At 72.5% G+C, this 24,601-nt stretch carries 23 protein-coding genes and 3 pseudogenes; 15 read left to right on the top strand and 11 right to left on the bottom strand.

The window, feature by feature from the left end; genetic code table 11:
* Positions 1-16: 16 nt before the first annotated feature.
* Positions 17-1,570, bottom strand: a complete 1,554-nt coding sequence (locus ABT118_RS06250; RefSeq protein WP_350645296.1) for an AMP-binding protein — start codon at positions 1,568-1,570, stop codon at positions 17-19.
* 5 nt (positions 1,571-1,575) lie between these two features.
* Between ABT118_RS06250 and ABT118_RS06245 the strand changes: the two are divergent.
* From ABT118_RS06245 to ABT118_RS06235, 3 genes and pseudogenes are all read left to right on the top strand, one after another.
* Positions 1,576-1,929, top strand: a pseudogene (locus tag ABT118_RS06245) (transposase); the annotation flags it as partial.
* A gap of 421 nt (positions 1,930-2,350) precedes the next feature.
* The gene (locus ABT118_RS06240; protein WP_350646284.1) at positions 2,351-2,629 is read left to right on the top strand and encodes a beta/gamma crystallin domain-containing protein; all 279 of its coding nucleotides are present in this window, start codon (positions 2,351-2,353) and stop codon (positions 2,627-2,629) included.
* Between the two features lie 17 nt (positions 2,630-2,646).
* A complete protein-coding gene (locus ABT118_RS06235) occupies positions 2,647-3,066 on the top strand; it encodes a hypothetical protein (RefSeq protein WP_350645295.1) in 420 nt (139 codons plus the stop codon).
* A gap of 431 nt (positions 3,067-3,497) precedes the next feature.
* Here ABT118_RS06235 and ABT118_RS06230 read toward each other — a convergent pair whose 3' ends face one another.
* Positions 3,498-4,085 carry a TetR/AcrR family transcriptional regulator gene (locus ABT118_RS06230; protein WP_350645294.1) on the bottom strand — a complete coding sequence of 196 codons (588 nt, stop codon included), beginning with the start codon at positions 4,083-4,085 and terminating at the stop codon, positions 3,498-3,500.
* Positions 4,086-4,206: 121 nt separating this feature from the next.
* Here ABT118_RS06230 and ABT118_RS06225 point away from each other — a divergent pair, with 121 nt between their 5' ends.
* Positions 4,207-5,160, top strand: coding sequence for an NADP-dependent oxidoreductase (locus tag ABT118_RS06225; protein ID WP_350645293.1), 954 nt, complete (start codon positions 4,207-4,209; stop codon positions 5,158-5,160).
* A 15-nt stretch (positions 5,161-5,175) separates the two neighbouring features.
* Here the strand turns inward: ABT118_RS06225 and ABT118_RS06220 are convergent.
* Positions 5,176-5,400: pseudogene (locus ABT118_RS06220) on the bottom strand (IS5/IS1182 family transposase); the annotation flags it as partial.
* A 126-nt stretch (positions 5,401-5,526) separates the two neighbouring features.
* On the opposite strand from ABT118_RS06220, the gene ABT118_RS06215 reads away from it, so the two are divergent.
* A complete protein-coding gene (locus ABT118_RS06215) occupies positions 5,527-5,883 on the top strand; it encodes a hypothetical protein (protein WP_350645291.1) in 357 nt (118 codons plus the stop codon).
* Between the two features lie 241 nt (positions 5,884-6,124).
* On the opposite strand, the gene ABT118_RS06210 is transcribed toward ABT118_RS06215, so the two are convergent.
* Positions 6,125-6,643, bottom strand: coding sequence for a ferredoxin (locus tag ABT118_RS06210; protein WP_350645289.1), 519 nt, complete (start codon positions 6,641-6,643; stop codon positions 6,125-6,127).
* A 98-nt stretch (positions 6,644-6,741) separates the two neighbouring features.
* Positions 6,742-7,449, bottom strand: coding sequence for a TetR/AcrR family transcriptional regulator (locus tag ABT118_RS06205; protein ID WP_350645287.1), 708 nt, complete (start codon positions 7,447-7,449; stop codon positions 6,742-6,744).
* A gap of 96 nt (positions 7,450-7,545) precedes the next feature.
* Here ABT118_RS06205 and ABT118_RS06200 point away from each other — a divergent pair, with 96 nt between their 5' ends.
* Entirely contained in the window at positions 7,546-8,463 is a 918-nt protein-coding gene (locus ABT118_RS06200) for an alpha/beta fold hydrolase (RefSeq protein ID WP_350645285.1), read from the top strand.
* 430 nt (positions 8,464-8,893) lie between these two features.
* On the opposite strand, the gene ABT118_RS06190 is transcribed toward ABT118_RS06200, so the two are convergent.
* The gene (locus ABT118_RS06190; RefSeq protein ID WP_350645283.1) at positions 8,894-9,328 is read right to left on the bottom strand and encodes a hypothetical protein; all 435 of its coding nucleotides are present in this window, start codon (positions 9,326-9,328) and stop codon (positions 8,894-8,896) included.
* Positions 9,329-9,618: 290 nt separating this feature from the next.
* Between ABT118_RS06190 and ABT118_RS06180 the strand changes: the two are divergent.
* A pseudogene (locus ABT118_RS06180) lies at positions 9,619-9,801 on the top strand (chlorophyllase); the annotation flags it as partial.
* Positions 9,802-9,871: 70 nt separating this feature from the next.
* Here the strand turns inward: ABT118_RS06180 and ABT118_RS06175 are convergent.
* Positions 9,872-10,030 carry a winged helix-turn-helix transcriptional regulator gene (locus ABT118_RS06175; protein WP_502884511.1) on the bottom strand — a complete coding sequence of 53 codons (159 nt, stop codon included), beginning with the start codon at positions 10,028-10,030 and terminating at the stop codon, positions 9,872-9,874.
* A 354-nt stretch (positions 10,031-10,384) separates the two neighbouring features.
* On the opposite strand from ABT118_RS06175, the gene ABT118_RS06170 reads away from it, so the two are divergent.
* The 4 genes from ABT118_RS06170 (at position 10,385) to ABT118_RS06155 (ending at position 13,402) form a co-directional block, all read left to right on the top strand.
* Positions 10,385-10,591 carry a hypothetical protein gene (locus ABT118_RS06170; RefSeq protein WP_350645281.1) on the top strand — a complete coding sequence of 69 codons (207 nt, stop codon included), beginning with the start codon at positions 10,385-10,387 and terminating at the stop codon, positions 10,589-10,591.
* A 92-nt stretch (positions 10,592-10,683) separates the two neighbouring features.
* Complete coding sequence (locus ABT118_RS06165; protein WP_350645279.1) at positions 10,684-11,442, top strand: hypothetical protein; 759 nt, start codon at positions 10,684-10,686, stop codon at positions 11,440-11,442.
* Positions 11,439-12,377, top strand: a complete 939-nt coding sequence (locus ABT118_RS06160; protein ID WP_350645278.1) for a DUF6895 family protein — start codon at positions 11,439-11,441, stop codon at positions 12,375-12,377. Before ABT118_RS06165 ends, ABT118_RS06160 begins: the two co-directional genes overlap by 4 nt.
* Positions 12,374-13,402 (top strand): serine hydrolase domain-containing protein, encoded by a 1,029-nt coding sequence (locus ABT118_RS06155; RefSeq protein WP_350645277.1) that lies wholly within the window; start codon positions 12,374-12,376, stop codon positions 13,400-13,402. Before ABT118_RS06160 ends, ABT118_RS06155 begins: the two co-directional genes overlap by 4 nt.
* 306 nt (positions 13,403-13,708) lie before the next feature.
* Here the strand turns inward: ABT118_RS06155 and ABT118_RS06150 are convergent, their stop codons facing one another.
* Entirely contained in the window at positions 13,709-14,716 is a 1,008-nt protein-coding gene (locus ABT118_RS06150) for a YdcF family protein (RefSeq protein WP_350645276.1), read from the bottom strand.
* A 72-nt stretch (positions 14,717-14,788) separates the two neighbouring features.
* On the opposite strand from ABT118_RS06150, the gene zapE reads away from it, so the two are divergent.
* A complete protein-coding gene (zapE, locus tag ABT118_RS06145; RefSeq protein ID WP_350645275.1) occupies positions 14,789-15,844 on the top strand; it encodes a cell division protein ZapE in 1,056 nt (351 codons plus the stop codon).
* Between the two features lie 16 nt (positions 15,845-15,860).
* Here zapE and ABT118_RS06140 read toward each other — a convergent pair whose 3' ends face one another.
* Together ABT118_RS06140 and ligD are read right to left on the bottom strand one after the other, a co-directional pair.
* A complete protein-coding gene (locus ABT118_RS06140; protein WP_350646283.1) occupies positions 15,861-16,505 on the bottom strand; it encodes a maleylpyruvate isomerase N-terminal domain-containing protein in 645 nt (214 codons plus the stop codon).
* 42 nt (positions 16,506-16,547) lie between these two features.
* Positions 16,548-17,552 carry a non-homologous end-joining DNA ligase gene (ligD, locus tag ABT118_RS06135; RefSeq protein ID WP_350646282.1) on the bottom strand — a complete coding sequence of 335 codons (1,005 nt, stop codon included), beginning with the start codon at positions 17,550-17,552 and terminating at the stop codon, positions 16,548-16,550.
* Positions 17,553-17,634: 82 nt separating this feature from the next.
* Between ligD and ABT118_RS06130 the strand changes: the two genes are divergently transcribed.
* Complete coding sequence (locus ABT118_RS06130) at positions 17,635-18,699, top strand: ATP-dependent DNA ligase (protein WP_350645274.1); 1,065 nt, start codon at positions 17,635-17,637, stop codon at positions 18,697-18,699.
* An 84-nt stretch (positions 18,700-18,783) separates the two neighbouring features.
* Here the strand turns inward: ABT118_RS06130 and ABT118_RS06125 are convergent, their stop codons facing one another.
* The gene (locus ABT118_RS06125; protein WP_350645272.1) at positions 18,784-20,736 is read right to left on the bottom strand and encodes a S53 family peptidase; all 1,953 of its coding nucleotides are present in this window, start codon (positions 20,734-20,736) and stop codon (positions 18,784-18,786) included.
* A gap of 871 nt (positions 20,737-21,607) precedes the next feature.
* Here ABT118_RS06125 and ABT118_RS06120 point away from each other — a divergent pair.
* Both ABT118_RS06120 and ABT118_RS06115 read left to right on the top strand, forming a co-directional pair.
* Positions 21,608-22,954 (top strand): pyridoxal phosphate-dependent decarboxylase family protein, encoded by a 1,347-nt coding sequence (locus ABT118_RS06120; RefSeq protein ID WP_350645271.1) that lies wholly within the window; start codon positions 21,608-21,610, stop codon positions 22,952-22,954.
* Complete coding sequence (locus ABT118_RS06115) at positions 22,951-24,528, top strand: phenylacetate--CoA ligase family protein (RefSeq protein ID WP_350645270.1); 1,578 nt, start codon at positions 22,951-22,953, stop codon at positions 24,526-24,528. The genes ABT118_RS06120 and ABT118_RS06115 overlap by 4 nt, the downstream gene beginning before the upstream one ends.
* Positions 24,529-24,601 lie beyond the last annotated feature (73 nt).

Raw genomic sequence — 24,601 nt, 5'->3', positions numbered from 1 at the left:
GGCCCGGTCGCTCAGCTCAGGCCGGAGTCCCTGTGGTGGAGTCGGGGACGAGCAGCGTGCGCAGGTGTTTCTTGTCCGGCTTGCCGACCGGGGTGAGGGGGATCTCGGCCACCAGGTGGAGGGCCTCCGGTGCGTAGATGCGGCCCTTGCGGGTGGTGACGAAGGTGCGGAGGTCGTCGAGTTCGGGCTGCTGCCCGGGGGCGGGGACGACCACGGCGTGGACGTGCTCCACCTCCTGGTCGTCGCGGATGCCCAGGACGGCGGCCTGGGCCACGGCCGGGTGGGTGAGCAGCAGGTCCTCGACCTCGGAGGGGTGGACGTGACCGCCGACCACGATGATCTTGTCGGAGCTGCGGTCGGCCAGGTAGAGGTAGCCGTCCCGGTCGAGGTAGCCGATGTCGCCGGTCTTCAGCCAACCGTCGCGCAGCACCTCGGCGGTGAGGTCCGGCCGCTTCCAGTAGCCGGCCATCAGGCCGCGCGAACGGACGTGGATCTCGCCCACCTGGTCGGCCGGCAGGACGGCCCCCGTGGCGGCGCGGACCTCCACCTCGACACCGGGGAGCGGCCGGCCGACGGCGATCCGGCCGTCGTGGCCGACCCGGTCGTGGTCGTGGGGTTCGAGGACGGCGATGTTCATCGCCTCCGACATCCCGTACCCGCTCGTCATGATCGGCCCGAACACCCCGAGTGCCTCGCGCAGGCGGGTCGGTGAGGCGACGCTGCCCCCGTAACTGACGCGGTGGAGGCTGGAGAGGTCGGTGCGGGCGATCGCCGGGTGGTCCAGCAGGCGGTGGAGCAGCGGCGGCAGGACCCAGAGGTCGGTGATCCGCTCGCGTTCGACGGCGGCCAGCACCGCGCCGGCGTCGAAGGAGCGCTGCAGGAACACCTCTCCGCCGTGGTGGAGCGTCAGGTCGCTGAGCACGCCCGCGAGATGGGCGAGGGAGGTGGCGGCGAGGAAGCGGGGCCGTCGGCCGGCGGGGCCGAACGGGACGTCGAAGGCCCGGCGGTAGGGCCCGTGCAGGCTGAGGATGCCCTTGGGGACGCCGGTGGTCCCGCCAGTGTGCCGGATACCCAGGTGGTCGTCGGGGCCGACCTGCACGGCAGGGGGTGAGGTGGGCCGGCCGGCCGAGGCGGCGATCACGTCCGCACCGAGCCCCCCGGGAGCCGGCCCCAGGGTCAGGACGGTCGGGACGTCCACCAGGGCGAGCAAGCCGGCTGCGTCCGCGTACCGTTCGGAATCCACCAGAAGGACGGCCGTGTCCACGCTGCGGACGATCTCGGCGAGCACCTCGACGCTCATGCCGTCGTACAGGTTGACCACCCGCGCCCCCGCGATGCCGGCCGCGTGCCGGGCGCCGAGCGCTTCGGGGGTGTTGCCGGTGAGCAGGGAGACGGTCGTGCCGCCGACGTGCCGGGCCACCAGCTCGTGGGCGAGCCGGTGGGTCGCGGCGACGTACTCGCCTGCCGTGATACCGACCCCGTCAGCGGTGGTCAGTACCGTGCGCTCCGGCTCCCGGGACAGGGACCGGAGGATCAGGGCGGGGGCGCTGACGAACTCCGCGTCGCTCATGCTCGATGCCTCCTGGTGGCGATGGCCGGGCCCATGTCGTTGGTGCCCGAAGCGACAGCCTAGACGTGTGCCGCACGCCGGTAACCCACTTTCCCCGCAGTGGTCCTGACGGAGCTTCGGTCCAGCCCGTGCCCGCGGCCGAAGTGGCCCCCGCCCCGAGCTGTCGGGCGCGGACCGGCGTGCCGTGGCGGGATCTGCCCGACCGTTTCGGGTCGTGGACCACGGTGTACGACCGGCACCGCCGCTGGTCCGCCGACGGTACGGGGGAGCGGATTCTGACGGCTCTTCAGGCTGCGGCGGACGCCGAGGGCCGGATCGGCTCGACGTTCTGCCAGACCCACCGGCGCGCGGCCGACGCCCTCTGGCGGTGCTGGGCACACCTGGACAGACCGGGGACTCCACCCTGCGGGGAGCCGCCAGGCCGCCTGCAGGACCGTCGGGAGGGCCTGCGGGGGCGTGGCGCAGGCACAGCGGGTGGACACGGCCCTGGGCAGGAACGAGAAGGTTGTCCGGGCCGTCGGGGTCGGCCGGGGGCCGGGCCCATGACTGGTCAACAGCATTGCGGTGATTACCCGTTCAGGTGAAACCCACCCGCCATGGTTCGTGCCCGGAGTGTTGCCGCCGAATGGCGGACACCCGTCAGTAGCTTGGTGGTCCGCGTTACCGACAGAGGCTGGCCCGGGCCGGCCTCCGCACCAGGGAGACTCCGTGGCCTCAAAGAAGAGACTCGCGCGTTCCTTCGCCGTGGCGCTCGCCGCCGCAGCCGCCTTCACGTTCACCATGCCGACCGGCAACGCCTTCGCCATCGACCACGTCGAGTGCCGGGGCGGGGAGAACTTCCTGAAGATCTGGTCGCACAACGGCGGCCGGGAGAGCGTCGACTGCTATGCGAATCGGGGGCGGACCTCCTTCGGCAACTGGTGGGTCGACCGGATCGTCACCGGCAACAACGACCTGATCTACTACGACGCCAATGGCGACTCGGTCCGGATCGACCGCTGGACCGACATCTCCTTCCCGAACCACCCGCCCAAGGTCAAGGACATCGAGATCCTCTGACCGCCCGACAGTCCACGGTGGACGCCGCCCGCGCCTTGGCGGCGTCCACCGCCGCCCCGATACGCACCTGGACCACGGTTCAGCCCGGGACAGGCCGGGCGGCCACCGGCCACAGCGGCCAGGCTCACAACGGTGATCGTGAATCGTTCGCGCCGCTGGTCGTGGGCGCGCATGCCCGCGGGCGATTGGGGCACGCGAGTCGCATGAACCTCAAGGTGATCACGAGCCTCAAGCCCAGGACGGCGAGTTCTCTGGAGCGCGTCGAGCAGGCCATCGCTGAGCATGCCCGTACCCGCCGTCAGCTGGATGCGGCCCTTGCCCAGGCCGTGGCCGACGGGGTGGGCGAGGAGCAGCTGCGCGAGCTGGGCCAGTGCGAGCCCGGCCATGGACGTCACGCCTCCAGCGAGGCGGACCTGCCGCTTGCCCGGGCGATCTGAGAAGCCCCGAACGGCATCGTTCGCGGGTGGGCAGGCCGTGACCGCGAGGGGAATCGGGCGTGGCGACGGATGGTGCCGCCGGGGGTCTTCCTGGCATGTCTCGCCAGCGTCCCAGTCTGTCCGGTTCAAGCCGTTTCGCTGCCGGCGGCCCTGCTCCGCTCGATGTGACTGAGCGCGACAGGGCGGGCCACTCGGCCAAGTAGGTGCTGAGATTCGGTGGTGTCGGCGATCAGCCGCCGTGGAGCCCCCACTCGTCGAGGCCGCCGTATATGTGGGCTTCAAGGCATTGTGGAGCGTCCAGGCCGACGGCCTCGCCTCGGTAGAGGGCGATGAGCGAGGTCGACAGCCTTCCCCTTGATCCTTTTCACGGTCTTGACCCAGTACTGTCCGGGCGGTCTTTGCGGGCCCGGACAGCACCTGGCCAGCGTGGTCTACCTGGCACCGGAGTTCGCGAGGCCATCCATGATCAGGGTGAGCAGGTGGTCGCGGCGGGCGGCGATCGAGGGCGCCTGGTCGGCAATCCAGCTGAGGGCGTTGGCCAGGGCGAACAGGTCGGTGCCGTCCACATCGGGGCGGATCCGCCCGGTTTCCTGGGCCGCCCGCAGCAGTCGGCCGGCGGTCTCGCGCATGGCCAGGCACGAGGCGTGCAGGGCCGAGTCCGGGTCTCCGAGCGTGGCCATCAGCGAAGCCGGCAGCCCTCGGAAGGTGCCGGACCGGAGGGTGAACTCGCTGATCCAGTCGGCCAGTGCCCGCTCCGATGGAAGGTCCGCGTCCAGCAGTCGGCCGGCCTCCTCGGCGAGCTGGTCGAAGCCGGTTCGCAGCAGGGTTTCCAGGAGCGCGTCGCGGGTCGGGAAGTGCCGGTAGAGCGTGCCCAGTCCGACCCCGGCCCGGCGGGCTACATCCCGTAGCGAGGCCTGGGTTCCCTGCTCGCCGAGGACCTCACCTGCGGCTTCGAGGATGCGCTCGCGGTTGCGCTGCGCGTCGGCGCGCTGTCCTTGCTGGGCGGGTTCATCTGGCATGGGAATTCCTGACATTGACAACCGGAGCGCTGCTCCGCTTACTATTCGGAGCAGTGCTCCGGATTCTATCCGGACGGGGCGCACCACTGACGTATGGGGGAACGGAATGAGGACAGGGACGATGTGGGCCGCGCGGGTGCACGCCTTCGGCGATCCCGAGCAGTTGGTGTACGAGGAGGTGCCGCGGCCTGCGGCAGGGCCGGGCGAGGTGCTGGTACGGGTCCACGCGGCAGGAGTCAATCCGCCCGACTGGTACGCGCGCCGGGGCTTCGCGAACATCCCGGAAGCGCTGCGCCCGGTGTGGCCGCTGCCGTTCACGCCGGGCTCCGACATCTCCGGCGTTGTCGCGGGCGTGGGCGCTGGGGTCACCGAGTGGCAGACCGGCGATGAGGTCTTCGGGCTGGTGAACTTTCCCGGCCGGGCCTCGGGGTACGCCGAGTTCGCCACGTCGCCTGCCATGCACCTCGCGCGCAAGCCGGCCGCGCTCGGACATGTGGAGGCTGCGGCCGTGCCGATGGCAGGCCTCACCGCCTACCAGTTCCTCGTCGAACACTTGCGCCTCGGACCGGGCGGCACTGTCCTGGTCAACGGCGCGGGTGGCGGAGTAGGCCACTTCTCCGTGCAGTTGGCCAAGGTCGCGGGCGCCGCGCAGGTGATCGGCGTGGCCTCCAGGCGTCACGAGGCGTTCCTGAAGGACCTGGGCGTCGACCGGTTCGTGGACTACACCCGGGCCGCAGTCGAGGACGTCGTACGGGAGGTGGACGTACTGATCGACACCGTCGGCGGCCCGGACGGCTACCGGTTCCTGCCGGTGCTGCGGCGCGGCGGCTTCATCGCCCCGGTCTTCCTCGGGGAGTACCACCGCGAGCGCGCCGCGGAACTCGGCATCACGGTGGGTGGATGGCAGGTTCGCTCCAGCGGGAAGCAACTGGCGGAGCTGGCAAGCCTGATCGATGCCGGCCGGCTACGAGTCGGCATCGACAGCGTTTTCCCACTGAGCGCGGCGGCACAGGCCCACACCCGCGCCGAGCAGGGCCACCTGCAGGGCAAGGTTGTCCTCGAGGTGGTTGCCTAGAGCTTGTCCGGCCGGTCATGTGCGGAGCCAGATCGTGAGCGCTGCTGCTGTGGCGGTACCGAGGTAGATGGAGCCGCGCTTGTCATAGCGGCCGGCCACCGCTCTGGACTGCTTCAGCCGGTTGATCGCTCGTTCGACGGTGTTGCGCCTCCTGTACCGGTCCTCGTCGAAGCCCAGTGGCCGTCCGCCGCGTGAGCCCTTGCGCAGGCGGGCGGCCTGGCTGTCGGTCTTCTCCGGGACAAGTCCTGGTGGCGGGGTCCGTCACGCTTTGGGTGTCAGCCGTCGTGACCACGTGTCAGCTGTCGCGACCAGTCGCACGGGCGCCCCGAGGCCCTGATGTCGGGCCCCTCCCCTACCGTCCAGAGCATGACCCATGTAACCGCCACAGCACCTACCGGCACCACGGTCCTGCCCCACCCGGACACCAGCGGACACCCCGCCCTCGGTGGCGCTGCCGTCACCCACATCACCAGCACGCTGCGCGCCGCACTGATCGAGCTGGGAGCCCAGCTGGATCCACCAGGCGCAGCGGCCGACCCCGACGGGACCGCGTGCGAGGCGCTGCGCCTGGTGGTCGCGGCGGCGTACGACACCGCCGAGCCGGGCGAGGAGCCGGGCCTGCTCTACGTCACGCCGTCCGTTGCCGAGCTGGGGCACCGGCCAGTGTGGCTGCGGAAGGCGCCGGGCGGGATCGCGGCCGGCTTCCCCGTGGAGCACAGCTGAGCGGCTTCGGGCCCGCCGCAGGGCGGCGCGGAATGCAACACCAGCGACAACGAATGCGGCGAACCACTCATCGGGACTGCTTCAACGACGAAACCGGCCGACAGGACCGTCCCTCGGTGCCGGCCGGCTCCACCGCGTTGACGGGTGCCTGCCGGGCCCTCGTACCGGCGGCGCTGACGGGTAATCAGCACGACGGGGCGACAGTTTGGTCCCGGCGGGCCCGCGTACTCGCCGGGCGACGCTAGAGCTCGGGCAACCGGTCAATGGGCGTGGGGGACCGCCGCTCCTCCAGCCAGTAGAGGTAGATCCGCAGGTCGGTTGCCAGATCACCGGCGATGTAGAGCTCGAAGTCGCGAACGGCGGCGGCGACGTCCTGGATATCGCTCTCATCCCATTCGGCGCGCTGTTCGGACAGGTACTGCACGACCTGGTTGCGGTTGCGCCACCACTCTCGCACCGTCTCCGGTGTCCATCGCGAGTCGCCGTCGCAGCCGTACCCGTGGAACGGGTCGTCGTCTGCCGCCTCGACCAACAGGGCCGTCTCCGCAGGCGTTCTGGGCTGGCGATAGACGTACCCGCTGAGGTACTCGCCTCCGTAGAGGACGTGGGCGGGCGCCGAGAGCCGTCCCGTCCAACAGGTGTCGGTCTCCCCGCCGTAGAAGGGCCCGGGGACGTTGAGCCAGAGCCGGTCCTCCCAACGGCCCCGAAAGACGTCGCGGTTCTTGCCGAGGACGGCCATCGGGTCGAAGTAGAGCGTCATCCGTCGAGACTAGGGCACCCGTTCGAGCCGAACGACGGACCGCTCGGGGAAGGGGACTTGGGCCCGCAGTAGCAGGCAGACACGGTGAGCCGACGTGGTCAGGATTGGCTGAGCAGCCCCGACAGGAGGCGGCGCAGCAGGCGGGCGAAGAGGGCGTCCTGGTCGGCCGGGCTCTCCGACGGGGGTGGGCCGGCGGTGGCCAGTGCGGCGAGCAGGTGCGGATGGCGTCCCTCGGCGGCGACGGTGGCGAGGTGGGCCGCCTGCGCGGCGGAGGTGGAGCCGACGGCCGTGGCGGTGGCCTGGTGGCGGGCGAAGAGTGTGGTCACGCCGGTGACGAGGCTGATCGTCTCCAGTTTCTGCTGGCTGGTGCCGGGTGCGTGGGCCAGTACGGCGAGCGCGTGGTCGAGGTAGTCGATCGCGTGCGGGCCGAGCACGGTGCCGCGTTGGGCGGTCAGTTCGAGCAGCCAGGGGTGCCGGGCGTAGGCGGCTTTGGACTGCAGGGCGAGGCCGACGAGATCGGCGATCCAGTCGCCGGTGGGCGCGGCCGACAGGTCGAGCTCTCCGGCGACCACGTCGGCCATCAGGTCGAGGAGGTCGTCGCGGCCGGCCACGTAGCGGTAGAGCGAGGCGGGTCCGGTGCCCAGGTTCTGGGCGAGTGCGCGCATCGAGACGGCGGCCAGCCCCTCGGCGTCGGCCAGGGCGACGGCGGCGGCGGTGATCTGACGACGGCTCCGCTCGGGCGCGGGTCCGCGCGTGCCGCGTTCGGGCCGTGACCACACGGTGGGTCGTGGCTCGGGTTCGGTCACTGCCTGCCGTCCTTCCTCGTCCTGTGCTCCTGAACTGGCTGTAGTCTAATACTGCGAACAGCGATCGCAGTATTTGGTGCACCGAGGGAGACCGTCATGACCTGGACCGAACGCCGCTCCGCCCGCAACGGCGCGGTCGAACTCGCCTACGACCGGCTCCAGGAGGGCGCGGACGGCGAGCCGCTGCTGCTGGTGATGGGCCTGGCGGTGTCGCGGCACTGGTGGCCGACGGAGCTGTGCGCGGCCTTCGCCACCGCCGGGTTCGCCGTCGCACGCTACGACCAGCGCGACGCCGGCGAGTCCACCCGGTGGGCGGCGAACGCCTCGACGGGCAATCCCTTCGCCGCACTGGCCCGCGGGCGCAGCGCCGCCTACACCGCCGAGGACATGGCCGACGACGCGGTCGCGGTCATGGACGCGCTCGGCTGGAAGTCCGCCCACCTCTTCGGGCACTCGCTCGGCGGCGTCGTGGCCCAGCGCGTCGCGCTGCGCCACCCGGACCGGGTCCGCACGCTCACCTCGTCCGCCGCGCTGCCCAGCGACACCGGCGGCCTGGGCGCGTTTCGCCATCTCCGCCTGGGCACCCTGGCCAAGTTCGCCCGGATCAAGCCCGCCCACGGCCGGGCGGAGCGGATCGCCGCAGGCCTCGCGGTGGCGCGCCTGTGCGCCTCACCCGGCTACCCCTTCGACGAGACGGAGGCGCTGGAGCGGATCACCGCCGACGTGGACACCGGCATCGCCGGCGCGAAGGCCCAGTCCCGTCAGATCGGCGCCTCCTGGCACGGCCCGTCGCTGGCGGAGCTGCGGGTTCCGACGCTGGTGCTGCACGGCACCGACGATCCCCTGCTCAAGCCCTCCGCGGCCCGCGCCACGGCCGCAGCGATCCGGGACGCACGGCTGGTCCTCCAGCCCGGCGTGGGTCACGACATCCCCCGCGAACGGCACACCGCCGTCGCCGCCGAGGTGCGGGCGCTGGCGGACCTGACGCCGCCCACCGACCCGGCCGTCCGGTAGGCCCTGGTGACCGTTCGTCAGACGGACCGCCGCCGGGGAAGGGCTCGGTCGGCGCCGCTACCCGCGACGCGGTCCACCTGGGCTCACCAGGTTGGTCTGCCGTAGTCACCGCAGCAGCCCGGTTGGCCCAGGTGCTGGTGTCCAACGATCACTCGGCGTTGAGCAAGCTGCATGACGCCGGCTGTCGCCGGCCGCTCGACACCGAGCCGGTTTCGGCCGGGGCGGAGTACCAGCACGTTGTAACGGGTCGCGACGGCACGTGAGTTCTTCAGCCTGTTGATGGCTCGTTCGACAGTGTTGCGCTTCTTGTCCCGCTCCTCGTCGAACGCCGGTGGCCGTCCGCCTCGCAATCCTTCGCGTTGGCGGGCGGCCTGGCTCCGGACGACAGTCACCTGATCGTCCGGACAGCTCCTGGTTCCGTGCGCGACGGTCAAGAAGCGGTGATCCGGCTCCGACGTCCGAGGACGTTGCCGATTATCGCGTAGACGACTGCCGGGATGCCGTAGTCGAGCAGCACCTGCACCGTGTGGTTGGAGACCTCGAACAGACCGCGCGACCAGGCCGCCAGCCAGTCCGCGGCCGTGTGGAACCAACTGACCACGTTGTTCCCCGTGTTTGCGCCGAACAGATCAAGCAGGATCCAGACGACCAGGATGCCTGCGACGACATGGGCCAATGCTCTGATGACCGAACCGATACCTGTCATGCCTGTGCGCTTTGCCCGCATCCGCCAACGCAAACCAGCCGAACTGCGCACGCCTGACCGGACGTCAGTCGGCCTGCCACAGCTCGATCCGTTGCCCTCGGGGTCGGTGCCCCAGCCGAAGCGACCGACCTCCGCCGGCTCCTGGGTCTCCTCGGCCACCTCCGCTCCTCCGGAACGCAGTTGGGCGAGCATCGGGTCCAGGTCCAGATCCCGGACCCGGGCCGATGCCCTGGCAGGCAAGCTCGGCCTCGTCGCGGCGTTCAGGGCCCCTCCGGGCCGGCGGCGGGGCGAGTGGGAGTGGCCTCAGCCGCTTCTGCCGGTGAGCAACGGGCGTTGTGGGCGGTGGCGGGATCACCGGCAGGTGGTGCAAGGGGTGCCGTACCGGATCGGGACCGGTGTGCACTGGCGTGACCTGCCAGAACGGTGCCGAATGCACCCGACAGGCTCTAGGGATCTCCGGGTACGGCGTCGCCGAGACCACCGACGACAGCCCCGCCCGGGTGTCCGCCGTCCAGCGGCTCACCTGGTCCTACCTGCGCTCCGAGCTGTACCCGGGGGACCCCGCCTGGCGGCGGGCGTGTGACGCCCTGTCAGCCGGTCCGGACCCCCTCGGACGGGTCGAATCCAAGTAGCCCGGCCCCCTGCCCCGGCGCAGCCCGGCCCGGCCCGCCCTCTCCGTCCCTCCCGGGCACGGCGGCCGGGTCAGCCGTCGGAGCGGCGGCGGGCCGCTTCGATGTGGCCGAGGCAGCGGTGGGTCCAGTCGCGCATGCCATCGATGGTCACCTGCAGGGGCCGGCCCGGTTCGGTGAGGGGGTACTCGACCCAGGGCGGGACGACGGGGTGCACCTCCCGGTGGATCAGGCCGTTGTGCTCGGGGCCGACCGCGCTTGCCGCCTGAGGAGGTTGGGAAGGCGGCGGATCACCGGGCTCGCACCGCTCGTGCGTCGAAGTTGCGGAGCGTCACCCCGCCGCGCCCGTGCACCCCTGCGGGGCGGCGGAGTTGGCGTGGTTGAGGGGCCTGCGGCCGGAATCGCCCGGGAGCGAACAGCGCGGTGATTCCGCACAGTGACGGATCTCGCCGACCCGGGGCCTCGGGAGTGCCACCAGGCGCTGCGGGTCGGCCCGTTGCGGGTGCGGGCAGTGGTTCGTGCTCGTAGGGTCGAACGGGGGCAACGCCCGATCGGGCGATGAAATCCGTACGAGGAGGCACATCTGATGCTTACTCAGTTCCAGACCGAAACCGCTTCGGCGTCACGCAGTGCGACGCTCGCCGAGGCCGGGACACTCGCGAGCCTGATGGTGGAGGACGAGGCGGTCGTGTCCGACGCGCCCACGTACCTGCCCGAGGCTGCCGGCGCAGTGCTGCTGGCCGGGCTGCTGCTGGCGTCTCCGAAGCCGCCGAAGGAGAAGCCGGCCCGGTAGGCCGCCGGCACCTCGTCCCGGCGAGCGGCAGCCATGCGGCACGGCGCCGCACCACGGCCGTGCCGGATTCCGTGAAGGAGGAGAGATCCACCATGCCGTTCACCGAGACCGCGCTGCGCGACGAGTACGCCGCAGCAGTGGAGCAGTTCTCAGGCCGCACCCTCGACGCCGTGCGAGACGGCGGGGGTGCGGCCGTACCCGTCGGCACCACCGGCCCGGACGTTGCCACCGACCTGGACGGCCCCGCGCGCCGTCCGCTGCTGGCCGCCGCCCGGGTGCTCGGTGCCAACCTGCTCGCCCCTCAGCTCCTGGTCGGCGCTCCGCCCGACGAGGCCACGGCCGCGCTGCTGGCCGAGGCCCGGCGGGCCCTCCCGGTGCCGACCGCCGGCACCGAGGCCGGTGCGCTGGCCATCGCCTGGCAGGACTGGGCGGCCCGGTGCGTCCTCGCCGCCACGCCCCACCCGGACACCGGGGCCGCCGCCCCGCCACCGCCGGCACCGCCCGGGCCGGCTGACCTCGGCTGGCAGGTCTGGTCCGTCCGGATGGCCCAGCTCTCCGTCCTCGCCCTGCCCGGCCTCGACGGTGCCGTGCACGACGCGGCCCGGGCCCACACCCTGGACCTGGCCCGGGGCACCGTCCGCGCCATGCTGCGGCGCGACCCGACCACCGCAGTCCGGCTGGCCCGCTGGCTCGCCTGGGCGCAGGCCGACGGCCGGCCGGTCCGACTGGAGGTCGAGCCGGTGCTGGACCGGATCGGCTTCGTCGGCGACGGCACCGCCCGGTCCGGGCTCGAACTCGCCGTCGCCCGAGCCCTGTTGACCCGGGCCCCGTGGAAGGGGGCACAACGATGACCGACACCCAGGTGCTGGCCACCGCCCAGCAACTCGGCTCGCGGGCCCTGGCCTGGCTGCACACCGGCCAGCTCGGTGGCTTCGACCGGATCGAGGACAACACCATCATCGACCTGGCCGACCCGAACGACGTCTACAAGCCGCTCTGCGAGGCCGCGCTCGCCGCCTCGCTGATCCTTCGCGACGGCGTCACCGGCGCGCACGACGCCCGGCTCGCGCGCGAACTGCTGGAGGCGTCCTGGGCCCAGCTGCGCTGCGGCGACCTGCTGTACGAGCGGCAGCTGCGCCACGTCACGGTGATCGACCCGCTGGAGACCTACGCCCACTTCGCCCGGGTCGGCTACCGCCACCCCGCCATGGACGAGCTGCTCGAATCGCTGGGCCGGCTCCGCTCCGTGCACGCCGTCGAGATCCCCGGCAACCGGCAGCTCGCCCTGGCCAACGCCCGCCGGATCGCCGGGCTCAGCCCCGCCCCGGACTGGCCCGCGCTGGCCCAGGCCACCTGGCTCGGCGCGCTCTCCGAGCCGTGGACCATCGCCTGGGTGATCGGCTACCACGTCACCCACACGGTGTTCCACCTCACCGACTGGGGCGCCCGGCCCGAGTGCCTGCCCGAGCCGATGCACGCGTACCTGCGGGACTGGCTGCCGGTCTGGCTCGACGTCTGGCTGGAGACCGAGCAGTGGGACCTGGCGGGCGAGCTGCTCATCGTGGACTCCTGCATCGGGGAGCCGGTCACCGGCCGGGTCGGCTGGGACGCACTGGCCGCCGTCCAGCAGCCGGACGGGCTCATCCCGCGCGACGGTGCGACCCCGCTGTCCTACGACGACCCCGAGGACACCTTCCGCGAGCACGAACACACCGCCGTGGTGGGTGTGGTGGCCGCCACGGTCGCGCTCTCCCGCGCCCTCGGCGGCGCACCGGTCGCCGCGTGAACGCACTCGACCGCGCCCTCGGGGAGGCGGTACGCGCGGCAGGCCCCCACGCCAGCGCGGTCACCCTGGCCGTCACGTGCGGGGATCGGGAGGAGATCCGGTGTCACGGACGGACGGCGTGGGAGCCGGGAGCGCCACCGTGCACACCGGCCACCGTCTTCGAACTCGGCTCGGTCTCCAAGACGTTCACCGCCCTGCTGCTCGCCGAGCTGGCCACCCGGGGCGAACTCGCCCTGGACGACCCGGTGGAGCGACGGCTGCCGCCGCACTGGAGGCCGGCCCGGTCCGGCTCCGCCCGGCCGATCCGCCTGCTGCACCTGGCCACCCACACCTCGGGGTTGCCGAGGCTGCCACCGGGGCTGCTGCTCAGCGCGCTGCCGGACTGGTTCGGCAACCCCTACGCCACCTTCGACGACCGCCGCCTGGCGGGGGCGCTGGCCCGAACCACCGTGCACGGCACGCCCGGTAGCCGGTACCGCTACTCCAACTACGGCGTCGGTCTGCTCGGCCGGCTGCTCGCCGAGACCGGTGGGCTGCCGTACGGGGAACTGCTGGCCGAGCGGATCGGCCGACCGCTCGGACTCACTGCCACGGGCTGCCGGCCGGACGCCCCGGAGCTGGCGGTCGGCTACCGCCACCGACGGGCACGACCGCCGTGGCTGATCCCCGGCCTGCCGGGCGCGGGAGCGGTGCGGTCCTCCGGGGCCGACCTGACGCACTACCTGCGGGCCCACGCCGAAGGCCGCAACGGCCGGTTGGGCGCTGCCCTGGCGGAGGTCCAGCGGCTGCGACTGCGGCTGCCCGGCTCGACGGACCGGCTCGGCCTGGTCTGGATGCACCGGCACTCCGGGGACCGGGACCTCTACTTCCACACCGGCGGCACCCGGGGCTTCACCAGCTTCGTCGGCTTCTCCCCGCAGGGCCCGACCACGGTCGCAGCGCTGGCCAACACCGGGCCCGCGCTGGACGGACGCTTCGTGCAGGCGGGTTACGACCTGCTGCGAGCCGCCGCCGGCCTGGACTAGGGGCTGCCTCCTTGATGGGGGCGGATCAGCGGGCGTCGTTGAAGGGTCCCTCCTGCCCGTTGGCGGGCAGGAGGGCGCGTGCCTCGGCGGCGCCGAGAAGGGGGCCCCTCCCGGCCGGAGGCTGGGATGCCGCAGGCTGGGTGGGGGTCCCCCCGGCCGGAGGCTGGGATGCCGGAGGCTGGGGGAGAGTCCATGCGGAGCATCGGCGACTGACGAGAAGCCGGCGAAGGGCCCCTCCTGCCCGTTGCCGGGCAAGGGGGCGCGTGCTCCGGCGGCGCCCGCCCGGCCCCATCAAGGAGACAGCCCCTAGCCGTGCCAGCCGGCCGCGCCGCCGAGCAGGGCCAGCAGCAGGACCGCGCAGACGTTGGTGACGGGGTACGACACCAGGACGGCGACGAACTCGCGCAGGACGGCGCTGGGCCAGTAGTAGCCGGGCGTCGGGGAGCCGGTCACCTGGCCCGGGACGCCGGCCCTGCGGGTGATCAGGGCGGTGCGCAGGACGTGGAAGTCGTTGGTCACCACCACGCAGTGGTAGTGCTCGCGTTCGGCGGACATCACCGCGGCGCTGAACTCCATGTTCTCGGCGGTGTTGCGGGAGCGGTCCTCCAGCCGGATCCGGTCGGCGGCCAGCCCGCGCGCCGTCAGGTAGTCGGCCATCGCGACGGCCTCGGGGACCTGCTCGTCGGAGCCCTTGCCGCCCGAGACCACCAGCACCGGCGGACGGCCCCGGGCGTCCTGCGCCGCGCAGAGGTCGAACCCCCGGTCCAGCCGGGACGCCAGCAGCGGGGGGACCCGGATGCCGTCGATCAGTCCGGCGCCGAGCACCACCACGAAGTCCACGTCCCGGCGGACCGGCAGCCGCCCGTACACCCAGGAGTAGCCGAGGAAGCAGAGCAGCAGGAAGGCCAGGTACCCGGCGGGCAGCAGCACCGCCCCGGCGACCAGGTGCAGGGGCCGGGAGTCGACCCGGGCCGCGGTCCAGAGCAGTGCGAGGACGCCGAGCACGGCCAGTCCGGCGCCCAGGGAGAGCAGGTTGGCCAGGCGCCCGCCGCCCTCGTGGCGGGCCATCACCACGCCGTTGGCGAGCAGGCAGACGCCCACCGCCACGGCGGCCAGGACGGCGGCGAACGGGGTCATCACCACGACGGCGTCCAGGACCCGGACCGGGAGCCGGTCGAACTCGCCGAGCACGCCCAGCAGGAAGAAGACCGCCGCCAGTCCGAGCAGCACGGCGTTGCTGAACCGGCGGCGGTCCTTCCGGACGTTCTGTCCGAACAGCACCAGCAGCAGGATGGCGAGCGCGTAGGCGATCATCTCCCGATCCTAGGCAGACGAGGGCCCGGAGCGCGGCACCCCGGGCCCGGCGCCCTGCTAGGGGCCGAACGCGTGAGCGAGAAGAACGTCGAGTTGATGCGCCGTCACTTCCGGGCGGCGGCCGGGCAGCGCGGGTTCGCCGTGGACCCGGCGCAGCAGCCCGCGGTCGACCGGCTGTCCCGGCTGGCGGGTGAACTGGCCGAGTCGGGCGGCCTGTTCCGGCAGCGCCCGCCGCGCAGCCTGTACGTCTGGGGGCCGGTCGGGCGGGGCAAGAGCTGGCTGGTGGACACCTTCTTCGAAGGCCTGCCGACCGGGCGCAAGCGGCGGCTGCACTTCCACGACTTCTTCCGCCGGCTGCACGAAGGCGTCTCCCACCCCGGTCCCCACCGCGACGGCCACCGCGACGGACAGAGCGCGGTGGACCTCGCCGTGGCCGAACTGCTCGGCGACTGCCGGGTGCTGGTCTTCGACGAGTTCCACGCCCACGACGCCGGTGACGCGATGCTGGTGGCGCGGCTGTTCCGGACCCTGCTGGACCGGCAGGTCACCCTGGTCACCACGTCCAACTACCCACCCGCCGGGCTGATGCCGGACCCGCTGTACCACCACCTCTTCGAGCCGACGATCAAGCTGATCGAGGAGCGGATGGAGGTGCTGGACGTCTCGGGCCCGGTCGACTTCAGGCAGCTGCGCTGCCCCGGCAGCGGGCGGCGGTTCGCGGCGGGCGCCCGGCTGCCCGCCGGCGGCGAGGCCCGGCTCGGCCTGGCCGTGCCGGAGCCGGGCGAGGCGGTCGCCGTCCCGGCCCACCTGCGCGACCTGCCCGCCCGGGCCGCCCGGGGCGAGCTGGTCTGGTTCGGCTTCGAGGAGCTGTGCGAGGGCCGGACGGCGGTGCCCGACTACCTGGCGCTGGCCGAGCGCTTCGACACCCTGGTGCTGGACGGCGTCCCGCCGCTGACGGCCTGTTCGGCGGACGGGCGGCAGCGGTTCGCCAACCTGGTGGACGTCTGCTGCGACCGCGACGTCCGGCTGATCCTGATCGGTGCCGACCCGCTGGCCGGGCTGCCGGCCGGCTCGGACCTGATCCGCGACCTGGACCGGACGGCCAGCCGGCTGGCGATGCTGGGCTAGGGCCGGCGCCGGGCCGTCAGCGCTCGGCGGCCGGGACGCCGTTCCAGCGCCACCGGGTCGGGCGCGGGCGGCCGGGGAGGTCGGCCCGGCCGGTGGACCAGAGCAGGGTGGTCCAGGGGTCGGTGTCGGTGGGGGAGTCGGGGAAGAGGCGGTGCAGGACCCGGGCGCAGAGGTCGGCGGGCGGGGTCCAGGGGAGGCCGAGGCCCTCGGCCAGGTCGTGAGTGTGCACCAGGGTCTCCACGATGCCCATCGCGGTGAAGCCCTCGGGGTCGGAGGCGCCGAAGCCGTGGTGGGAGCGGACCTCCGGGGAGGTGGTGCGGGCCATCGAGACCAGCAGGGCGCCGCAGGCCTCCAGCACCTGGAGCAGCCCGGCCGACCCGGCCGACCGGTCAGCGCCGATCGCGTTGGCGGGCCCGCCCGGGTGCTTGCGCTCCCAGGAGAAGGGCACCTCGCGCTCCAGCGAGGGGGAGCGGGGGCCGAGCTGGGCGGCGTAGGCGAACAGGTCGTCGGCCAGGTGCTCGGTGGTCTCCCAGCAGGTCCACTCCAGCGAACCTGCCGGACGGTCCCAGGCCGACTCGGGCGCCTCCCGCAGGGTGCTGACGGCGAGTCGGACGGCCAGGTCGAGGTCATCCGGGGTGACGGGCTGGGCTGAACGGGTCATGGTCATGGCTGGACGGTACCCGGCAGGTCAGCGGGCCGACCGCTATTTTTCCGGCTGTTTGCGGGCCCGGCTCGGCTGCACCCGGGGCGGCTCGCCCTCGACCTTGGGGTGGTCCGGCGGGTACGGCAGGTCGCCGACACCGTGGTCTGCGGCCTGCCGGGCCGCCAGCTCCAGCAGCGGGTCGAGCCGGAAGGCGTGCTCGGGCAGGTCCGCGTGCAGGTCGCCGAGTTCGGCGTAGCGGGCGGGCATGGTGCGGATGGTGAAGTCGACCGGGGAGACCTGGTCCAGCTCCTCCCAGCGCAGCGGCGCCGAGACGGTCGCCTCCGGGCGCGGGCGGACGGAGTAGGGGGAGGCGATGGTGCGGTCCCGGGCCATCTGGTTGTAGTCGACGAAGATCCGCTCGCCGCGCTCCTCCTTCCACCAGTTGGTGGTCACCCTGCCCGGCATCCGCCGCTCCAGCTCCCGGCCGAGCGCGATCACCGCGTGGCGGCAGTCGGCGAAGGTCCACTCCGGCACGATCGGCACGTACACGTGCAGGCCGCGCCCGCCGGAGGTCTTGGGCCACCCCTGGAGGCCGTGCTCGACCAGGACGGCGCGCAGCTCGTGCGCGGCCCGGACGGCGTCGTGGAAGTCGGTGCCCGGCTGCGGGTCCAGGTCGATCCGCAGCTCGTCCGGGTGCTCGGTGTCCGCCCGGCGGACCGGCCACGGGTGGAAGGTCAGGCAGCCCAGGTTCACCGCCCAGAGCACGGCCGCCGCCTCGGTCGGGCAGATCTCGTCGGCGGTACGCCCGCTCGGGAAGGCGATCCGCGCGGTCGGCAGCCAGTCCGGCAGGCTCTTCGGGGCGCGCTTCTGGTAGAAGAACTCGGCCTCGATCCCGTCCGGGAAGCGCTGCAGCGTGGTCGGCCGGTCGCGCAGCCCGCGCAGCGCGCCCGGGGCCACCGCCAGGTAGTACTCCGCCACGTCCCGCTTGGTGTACCCGTGCTCCGGGAAGTACACCTTGTCCGGATTGGAGAGCCGCACCGCCCGGCCGTCCACGTCCAACTCGATCGCCGTACTCGCCATGTGCACCACGCTAGGCCGGGCGCGCTCCTGACGCGCGTTCTGGCTGACGGACCGCCACCATCGGGGCATGGACCTTCCCGTGCTGCCGCCCGTCTCGCCGATGCTGGCCAAGGCGGTCACCCGGATCCCGCCCGGCCTGCACTACGAGGCCAAGTGGGACGGCTTCCGGGCGATCGTGTTCCGCGACGGCGACGAGGTCGAGATCGGCAGCCGGACCGGGAAGCCGCTGACCCGGTACTTCCCCGAGGTGGTGGCGGCGGTGCGGTCCGAGCTGCCGGAGCGGTGCGTGCTGGACGGCGAGATCGTGATCGCGCACGACGGGCGGCTGCACTTCGAGGAGCTGCTGGAGCGGATCCACCCGGCCGCGTCCCGGGTCCGCACGCTGGCGGAGCGCACTCCGGCCTCGTTCGTCGGCTTCGACCTGCTCGCGCTGGGCGCGGACTCCTACCTGGACCGGCCGCTGAGCGAGCGCCGGGAGGCGCTGGTGGCCGCGCTGGCCGGGGCTCGGCCGCCGGTGCACCTGGCGCCCGCGACCACCGACCCGGCGGTGGCCGAGCGCTGGTTCGGCCAGTTCGAGGGCGCGGGGCTGGACGGAGTGGTGGCCAAGCAGCTCGACCAGCCGTACCAGCCGGGGGCCCGGGCGATGTACAAGATCAAGCACACCAGGACCGCCGACTGCGTGCTGGCCGGCTACCGCGAGCACAAGAGCGGCCCGGTGGTCGGCTCGCTGCTGCTCGGGCTGTACGACGACGCCGGGCAGCTCCAGCACGTCGGGGTCTGCGCCTCGTTCACCATGGCCCGGCGGGCCGAACTGGTCGGGGAACTGGCCGCACTGCGGCTGCCCGAGGGGGCCGAGCACCCCTGGATGGCCTGGCAGGACGAGTCGGCCCAGGCCGCCGGCCGGCTGCCCGGCGGGCAGAGCCGGTGGACCGGCGGCAAGGACCTCAGCTGGGTGCCGTTGCGCCCGGAGCGGGTCTGCGAGGTCGGGTACGACCACATGGAGGGGACGCGCTTCCGGCACACCACCCAGTTCAAGCACTGGCGGCCGGACCGCACCCCGGAGTCCTGCACCTACGCCCAGTTGGAGGAGCCGGTCGGCTACGACCTGGCGGAGCTGCTCGGGTCGGCCTGACGGCGGGTCGGGTGCCGGTGCCGGACCTGGATCTGGTTGCGCCCGGCCGGACCGCGGCCTGCGGTCCGGCCGGGCGCGGCCGGGTCAGTGCAGCGGGTTCGCGTACGAGGCGACGTAGCCCGGGGCGGGCGAGCCGACGCCGGTGACGTCGTCGTAGCCGCGCACCGCGTGCAGCGAGCTGTCCTTGCCGAGGCTGCGGACCGAGGTGCGCAGGCCGTCGGCGGCGTCCACCGTGTTGATGAAGTCGACCCGGGCGACCGCGAGTTCACGGCCGGCGCCGAGCGGACGGTCGGTCACGTCGTGGTAGAGCGGGGAGTCGTAGCGGGCGTAGATCCCCGGGTTGGCGAAGCCGATCGGGAAGCGTCGGGCCTGCTGCGCCAGCGCCTGGACACCGGCGATCACCGGGGCGGCGAGTGAGGTGCCGCCGATCCGGTACTCGTCGTAGGAGACGGTGCCGTCGGGCCAGGACTGGGTCTGGCCGACCAGGAAGCCGGTGTTGGGGTCGGCGACCGCCGCGATGTCGGGAACGGTGCGCATCCGGGTCGGGCCGTTGGCCTTGGCCAGCGAGTCGGGGACCACTCCGCGCTGGTAGAAGGGCTGCTTGACGGTGGCGCTGGTGCCGCCGCCCGCGCCGCCGGTGAAGCTGCCGGGGAAGTCGGTCCAGCTCTTGCCGTCGGCGGAGAGGACCGCCCTCTGGGTGCCCCAGCCGGTCTCGAACTGGTACCGGTCGCCCTTGCCGACGGCCAGCGAGGTGCCGCCCACGGCGGTCACCCAGGCCGAGCTGGCGGGGATGTCGACCTGCTTGGTGCCGGTGTTGGCGACCTCGTCGCCGTCGTCGCCGGAGGAGAAGTAGAAGCCGATGCCCTCGACCGCACCCAGCTTGAAGGTGTGGTCGTAGGCGGCGGCGGTGTCCGCGCTCTGGTTGGCCTCGATGTCGCCCCAGGAGTTGGAGACGATGTCGGCGAGCCGGCTGTCGACGATCTTGTTGAGGGCGTCGAGCAGGTCGGGGTCGTTGCAGGAGGCGCCGGCGACGTACACGATGTTCGCGTCCGGGGCGAGCGCGTGCACCGCCTCCACGTCGAGGGACTCCTCGCCGTACCAGCCGGAGGCGTCGCACTCCTCCACGCTGTTGTAGGAGGACGGCAGGACCTCGGAGTACTGGCCCTTGCGGTAGGCCTGGTCGCCGTTGCGCTTGGCGTACGCGGCGGCGTCGGCCGCCATGGTCGGTGAGGCGTAGGCGTCGGTGATCGCCACCGTCACGCCCTTGCCGGTGTACTTGCCCGCGCCGTAGGCGGCCCGCAACTGCGTGCCGGTGTACCCGTGGACGGCGTACGGGATCTTCGAGCCGTACGCCTCCGGCAGGGTGGTGGCGACGTTCGAGCCGTAGTAGGTGGAGAACGGGCCCGCGTTGCGGAAGCCGGCGCCGGGGCCGGGCAGGGTGTCCTTCGGCTCGGCGCGGTGCGGCGCGTTGTCCAGGCCGGTGACGGTGAGCACCGCGTCGGCCAGCTCGCGCGGAGCGGAGGCGGCGTGCGCGGGGGCGTGGAAGGTGCGGCCGTCCTTGCGGTAGTCGTGCAGCGGTGTGGCGAACGCCTTCTGCACGGACGAGGCGTCACCGGTGACCGAGAGGTAGTGCCGGCCGTCGCCGCTGACGGTCAGTCCGGCGGACCGCAGCCAGGCGGAGACCGCCGCGATCTGCTGCGGGCTCGGGCCGAAGCGCTGCTCCGCCTGTTCGGGCGTCAGGTACTTGCCGTACGAGGCGGAGGCCGGGTCCGAGACCGCCGCCGCGTAGGCGGTCAGCCCCTGGGCGTCCCGTCCGGCGAGGTGGACACGGGCACTGACCTGGGTCGATCCGGCGGTGACCCCGGCGTCCGCAGCGGCGCCGGTCCACTCGGGGGCGGTGCCCTCCAGGGTGGCCCGGCCGCCCGGCACGGTCTCCGCCTGCGCGGACGGTATGCCGACGGCCAGCGTGCCGGCCAGCAGCGACACGGCTGCCACGGCCCGCAGGCCGGTACGCCGGTGGATGTGATCGGTGCTCATGGAGCGATCCCCCCTGAGATGTCCTGGCGGATTGTCAGGTCCGGATCGTATCGACCACGTGTCGCATTTCCCCAGTGACTGACGGCAGATGATCCCTCGTCAGACGAAAGCTTTACCCGGCGGGCGGCGAGCTCCGCCGGGGCGCTCCGGCGAGGCCCGGTGTCCGGGCGGTGGCGTCGGGGCTCGCATGGTCGCCGAGTCGGGGCCCGGCCACAAGACGGCCTCGTAGGCCACTCGGGGGCCCGTCCGCCGGGTTCCGGCCATTGTGGCGGCCCCTGCCTGGTTCGAATTACATCCTGAATGTGCCTGGCTACTATTACGACGTGGTCGGGCTCGGGGTGGTTGCCGGGGGTGACGGTGCAACCGCTCAAGCCCGTTCGAATACCGCTCGATTGGCAGTTGCTGTACCCCGGTCCGAACCACCGCCTGAACTCGGCGCGTGGTACCGCTCACAGTGAAACGGCGATGATCGGCTCGTGGCCCCGTCGGCCACACAGCCCCGCCGCGGACACCGGCAACCCCAGGTGGGTCAAGGCCGGATCCCCGACCAGCACTTCTCATGTCCGGTCTTCGGCGCGCAGGTGGCAGCCGCGTCGACCGGCTCCTCCGGCACGGGTGTCCGGAGGGTGGTTCGCGTACCGGCCCCGTTGGCGCGGCGGTCACGGGTGCGCGGGCCGGACACGTTCAAGGGGGGTCACTCGTGACCAAGTCGTACGTGGACGACGAAATGAAAGAAGTGTTCGATGGGCGGCTGTTTCGGGAGAACTCCGAAACGGCGGTGGCGATTCTTGAGAAATACCTTTCCGACCGTTCCGTCCGCGGGCTCGAACTGGTCGATCCCACGGTGCTCTCCCGGGCGGCCCGAGCCTTGATGACCACCGAGCGGGAGCGGATCGCGGATTTCGACGAGGAGAAGCTCGCCGGGATCATCGACCTGTACCTCAGGACCGGCATCGCGGTCCATTCGCCCGGGGCGATGGGCCGTCAGTTCTCCGGCGTGGTCCCGCTCGCGGGCGTCATCGACTTCGTCACCTCGATGGTCAACCAGCCCTCCTCCTTCTACGAGGCGGCCCAACTGCCCAACGTGGCAGAGCAGATCATGGCCGAGGAGTTGAACGCCTTCATTGGCTGGCCGGCCGGCGGCTTCGGCATGGTGACCACCTCCGGCGGCTCGCTGGCGAACCTGACGGCGCTGCTGGCGGCCAGGAACAGGGCGTTCCCGGACTTCTGGGAGGGCGGCGGCCCCGGGCCGGTCGGGTCGGGCCGCCCGGCGATCGCGGTGGGGGAGGACGTGCACTACAGCGTCTCCCGGGCGGCCGGGGTGCTGGGCATCGGGGAGGCGCAGATCGTCCGGCTCCCGCTCAACGCGAGGCGGCAGGTCTGCCCCGACCGGGCCGAGGCGGTGCTGGCCGCCGCCGAACGGCGCGGGCTGCAGGTGTTCTGCGTGGTGGCCTCGGCCGGCACCACGTCGGTGGGCGCCTTCGACCCGCTGGACGAACTCGCGGACCTGGCGCACCGGCGCGGCGCCTGGCTGCACGTGGACGGGGCGCACGGGGCGAGCCTGTTGGTGTCGGACCGGCTCCGCCCCAAGCTGCGCGGCATCGAGAAGGCGGATTCGCTGGCCTGGGACGCGCACAAGATGATGTTCGTCCCGGCGCCCTGCACGCTGCTGTTCTACCGGGACCGGGAGCAGGGCCTCGGAGCGTTCCGGCAGCAGGCCAGCTACGTGTTCGACGAGGAGCCGGACCTCTACACCGCGCTCGACAGCGGCGGCGAGACCTTCGAGTGCACCAAGCGGCCGATGATCATGGCGCTCTGGGCGCTCTGGGCGGTCCACGGCCGGGCGCTGTTCGCGGAGAAGATCGAGCAGCTCTGCCGCACCACCGGCCAGGCCCACCAAGTCCTGCTGGAGCAGCCCGACTTCGAGGCCCTGCACGAGCCGGAGGCCAACATCCTGTGCTTCCGGTACCGGCCGGCCGGGCTGACCGGGACCGGCCCGGCGGACCGCCGCGAGCTGCACCGGCTCCAGGTGGCGATCCGCAACCGGGTGAAGCGGGACGGAACCTTCTTCATCTCCAAGGTCGACATCGACGGCACCGCCGCCCTCCGGGTGGTGCTGATGAACCACGAGACCAGCACCGAGCACTTCCGGATGCTGCTGCGCGAGATCCGGTCCGCGGGACAGGACATCCAGCTCAATGGGAAGGGAAACCGATGACGGACACCGTACCGGCCCCGGGCTTCGCCCCGAACGCCCAGGGCGTGCTCACGCCCGGCAGCGCCGAGGAGTTGGCCAACTGGCTGATCCCGGACTGGGAGGTGAAGCCGGAGAGCGTGGACGCGATCCGGCTGCTGCCCACCTTCGCCTCCAAGCTGCGCGAGTGCGAGCGGGTCTGCCAGACCTCGTACAGCCAGGTCTCGCACCGGGTCCAGGACGCGCTGGCGCTGCGCCGGGTCCAGCAGCTCGTCAACACGGTGCTGCTGAACCCGCTCTGGCGGAGCCGACTGGCCGGTGCCGGGGTGACCGGCGCGCCGGCCGACTGGGAGGCGTGGCAGCGCGTCCCGTTGTCCGACAAGGAACTCCAGCGGGACTTCTTCATGGGCGCGCGGCCGGGCATGGTGGTGCCGATCGGCGAGGGCGGCTTCGAGATCGTGGCGAGCGGCGGCACCAGCGGCGGGCAGCCGCTGGAGACCGTCTACCCGCTCGGCGAGCTGCGTGACACCTACGAGATCGCCGGCCGTTTCATGGGGGAGCACCAGCTCGCCCACTACCTGGCCGGCAGCGACCCCAAGTGGCTGTACACCACCCTGGCGGACTACCAGATGTGGAGCAGCGGCACCATGGTCGGCGGGGTGCTCCAGCAGGTGCCCGGGGTCAACTACATCGGCGCGGGGCCGGTCACCGCACCGGTGCTTGAGCACATGTTCGGCTACCCGGGGCCCAAGGCGCTGATGGGGATCACCGCGGGCATCGCGATCCTGAGCGAGCTCGGCGCCGGGATGGGCCGGGAGGCCAGGGAGAGCTTCCGGGTGGCGCTCTACGGCAGCGGGGTGCTCTCCCAGCGGAAGCGGGCCGAGCTGCTCTCGGTCTTCCCGAAGGTGGCGGTGCTGAGCTACTTCGCGGCCACCCAGGCCGAGACCATCGGTCTCCAACTGCGGGCCGAATCGCCGGTGTTGGCGGCGGTTCCGGGCCTGCACGTGGTCGAGATCGTGGACGAGCAGGGCCGCTGGGTGGCCGAGGGCGAGGAGGGCGAACTGGTGGTGACCCGGTTGCACGGGCACGAGGCGCCGCTGCTGCGGCTCAAGCTCGGCGACCGGATGGTCCGCCGGCCCCGGCTGGACGGACCGCACCTGAGGACCCAGCAGTTCGAGTTCGCCGGCCGGACCGGTGAGGTGCTGCACCTGAACGACAGCCAGTACTCCGCCGCGCGGGCCTGCGACGCGGTGTTCGAGCAGCTCCGGCTGGCCGGCGGGCCCGACCTGGGTGAGCTGGCCCACGACGTCCAGTTCGTGAACCACCGGGAGAGCAGGTCACTGGTCCTGCTGGCCTCGGTCGACGACGTCGCCGGGCTGAGCTACCAGCTGGACGTGGCCGTCGGCCCGCACCTGGTGCACCGGGTGTTCGTCGACGCCCTCCCGCAGTCGCTCTCGCTGTTCAACCACGGCGAGGCCAACCCGGCCTCGATCGAGAAGACGGGCTACAGCTTCCGGATCCAGCTGGTGGGCCGGGCGTCCGCCGAGATCGAGCGGACCGCGATCGGCAAGGTGCCGCTGGTCCGGGACCGGGGCTAGCAACCGGGTCGCACCACCCGCGCGACGGGCAACACGCCCACCGCACACCGCACTTCGCAGCACCCGCCCGGTC

It is taken from the genome of Kitasatospora sp. NPDC002040 (assembly GCF_040296785.1).
Lineage (GTDB): Bacteria > Actinomycetota > Actinomycetes > Streptomycetales > Streptomycetaceae > Kitasatospora.
This window is presented reverse-complemented; position numbering and strand designations above follow the sequence as displayed.

What these genes read in the sequence shown, in the direction of transcription:
- ABT118_RS06250 (WP_350645296.1), bottom strand. Translation starts at nt 1,570, where the DNA reads ATGAGCGACGCGGAGTTCGTCAGCGCCCCCGCCCTGATCCTCCGGTCC.
- ABT118_RS06115 (WP_350645270.1), top strand. Translation starts at nt 22,951, where the DNA reads ATGACGGACACCGTACCGGCCCCGGGCTTCGCCCCGAACGCCCAGGGC.
- ABT118_RS06210 (WP_350645289.1), bottom strand. Translation starts at nt 6,643, where the DNA reads ATGACGCTCTACTTCGACCCGATGGCCGTCCTCGGCAAGAACCGCGAC.
- ABT118_RS06130 (WP_350645274.1), top strand. Translation starts at nt 17,635, where the DNA reads ATGGACCTTCCCGTGCTGCCGCCCGTCTCGCCGATGCTGGCCAAGGCG.
- ABT118_RS06215 (WP_350645291.1), top strand. Translation starts at nt 5,527, where the DNA reads ATGACCCATGTAACCGCCACAGCACCTACCGGCACCACGGTCCTGCCC.
- ABT118_RS06225 (WP_350645293.1), top strand. Translation starts at nt 4,207, where the DNA reads ATGTGGGCCGCGCGGGTGCACGCCTTCGGCGATCCCGAGCAGTTGGTG.
- ABT118_RS06120 (WP_350645271.1), top strand. Translation starts at nt 21,608, where the DNA reads ATGACCACCGAGCGGGAGCGGATCGCGGATTTCGACGAGGAGAAGCTC.
- ABT118_RS06125 (WP_350645272.1), bottom strand. Translation starts at nt 20,736, where the DNA reads ATGAGCACCGATCACATCCACCGGCGTACCGGCCTGCGGGCCGTGGCA.
- ABT118_RS06200 (WP_350645285.1), top strand. Translation starts at nt 7,546, where the DNA reads ATGACCTGGACCGAACGCCGCTCCGCCCGCAACGGCGCGGTCGAACTC.
- ABT118_RS06165 (WP_350645279.1), top strand. Translation starts at nt 10,684, where the DNA reads ATGCCGTTCACCGAGACCGCGCTGCGCGACGAGTACGCCGCAGCAGTG.
- ABT118_RS06160 (WP_350645278.1), top strand. Translation starts at nt 11,439, where the DNA reads ATGACCGACACCCAGGTGCTGGCCACCGCCCAGCAACTCGGCTCGCGG.
- ABT118_RS06240 (WP_350646284.1), top strand. Translation starts at nt 2,351, where the DNA reads ATGCCGACCGGCAACGCCTTCGCCATCGACCACGTCGAGTGCCGGGGC.
- ABT118_RS06170 (WP_350645281.1), top strand. Translation starts at nt 10,385, where the DNA reads ATGCTTACTCAGTTCCAGACCGAAACCGCTTCGGCGTCACGCAGTGCG.
- ABT118_RS06140 (WP_350646283.1), bottom strand. Translation starts at nt 16,505, where the DNA reads ATGACCCGTTCAGCCCAGCCCGTCACCCCGGATGACCTCGACCTGGCC.
- ABT118_RS06230 (WP_350645294.1), bottom strand. Translation starts at nt 4,085, where the DNA reads ATGCCAGATGAACCCGCCCAGCAAGGACAGCGCGCCGACGCGCAGCGC.
- ABT118_RS06150 (WP_350645276.1), bottom strand. Translation starts at nt 14,716, where the DNA reads ATGATCGCCTACGCGCTCGCCATCCTGCTGCTGGTGCTGTTCGGACAG.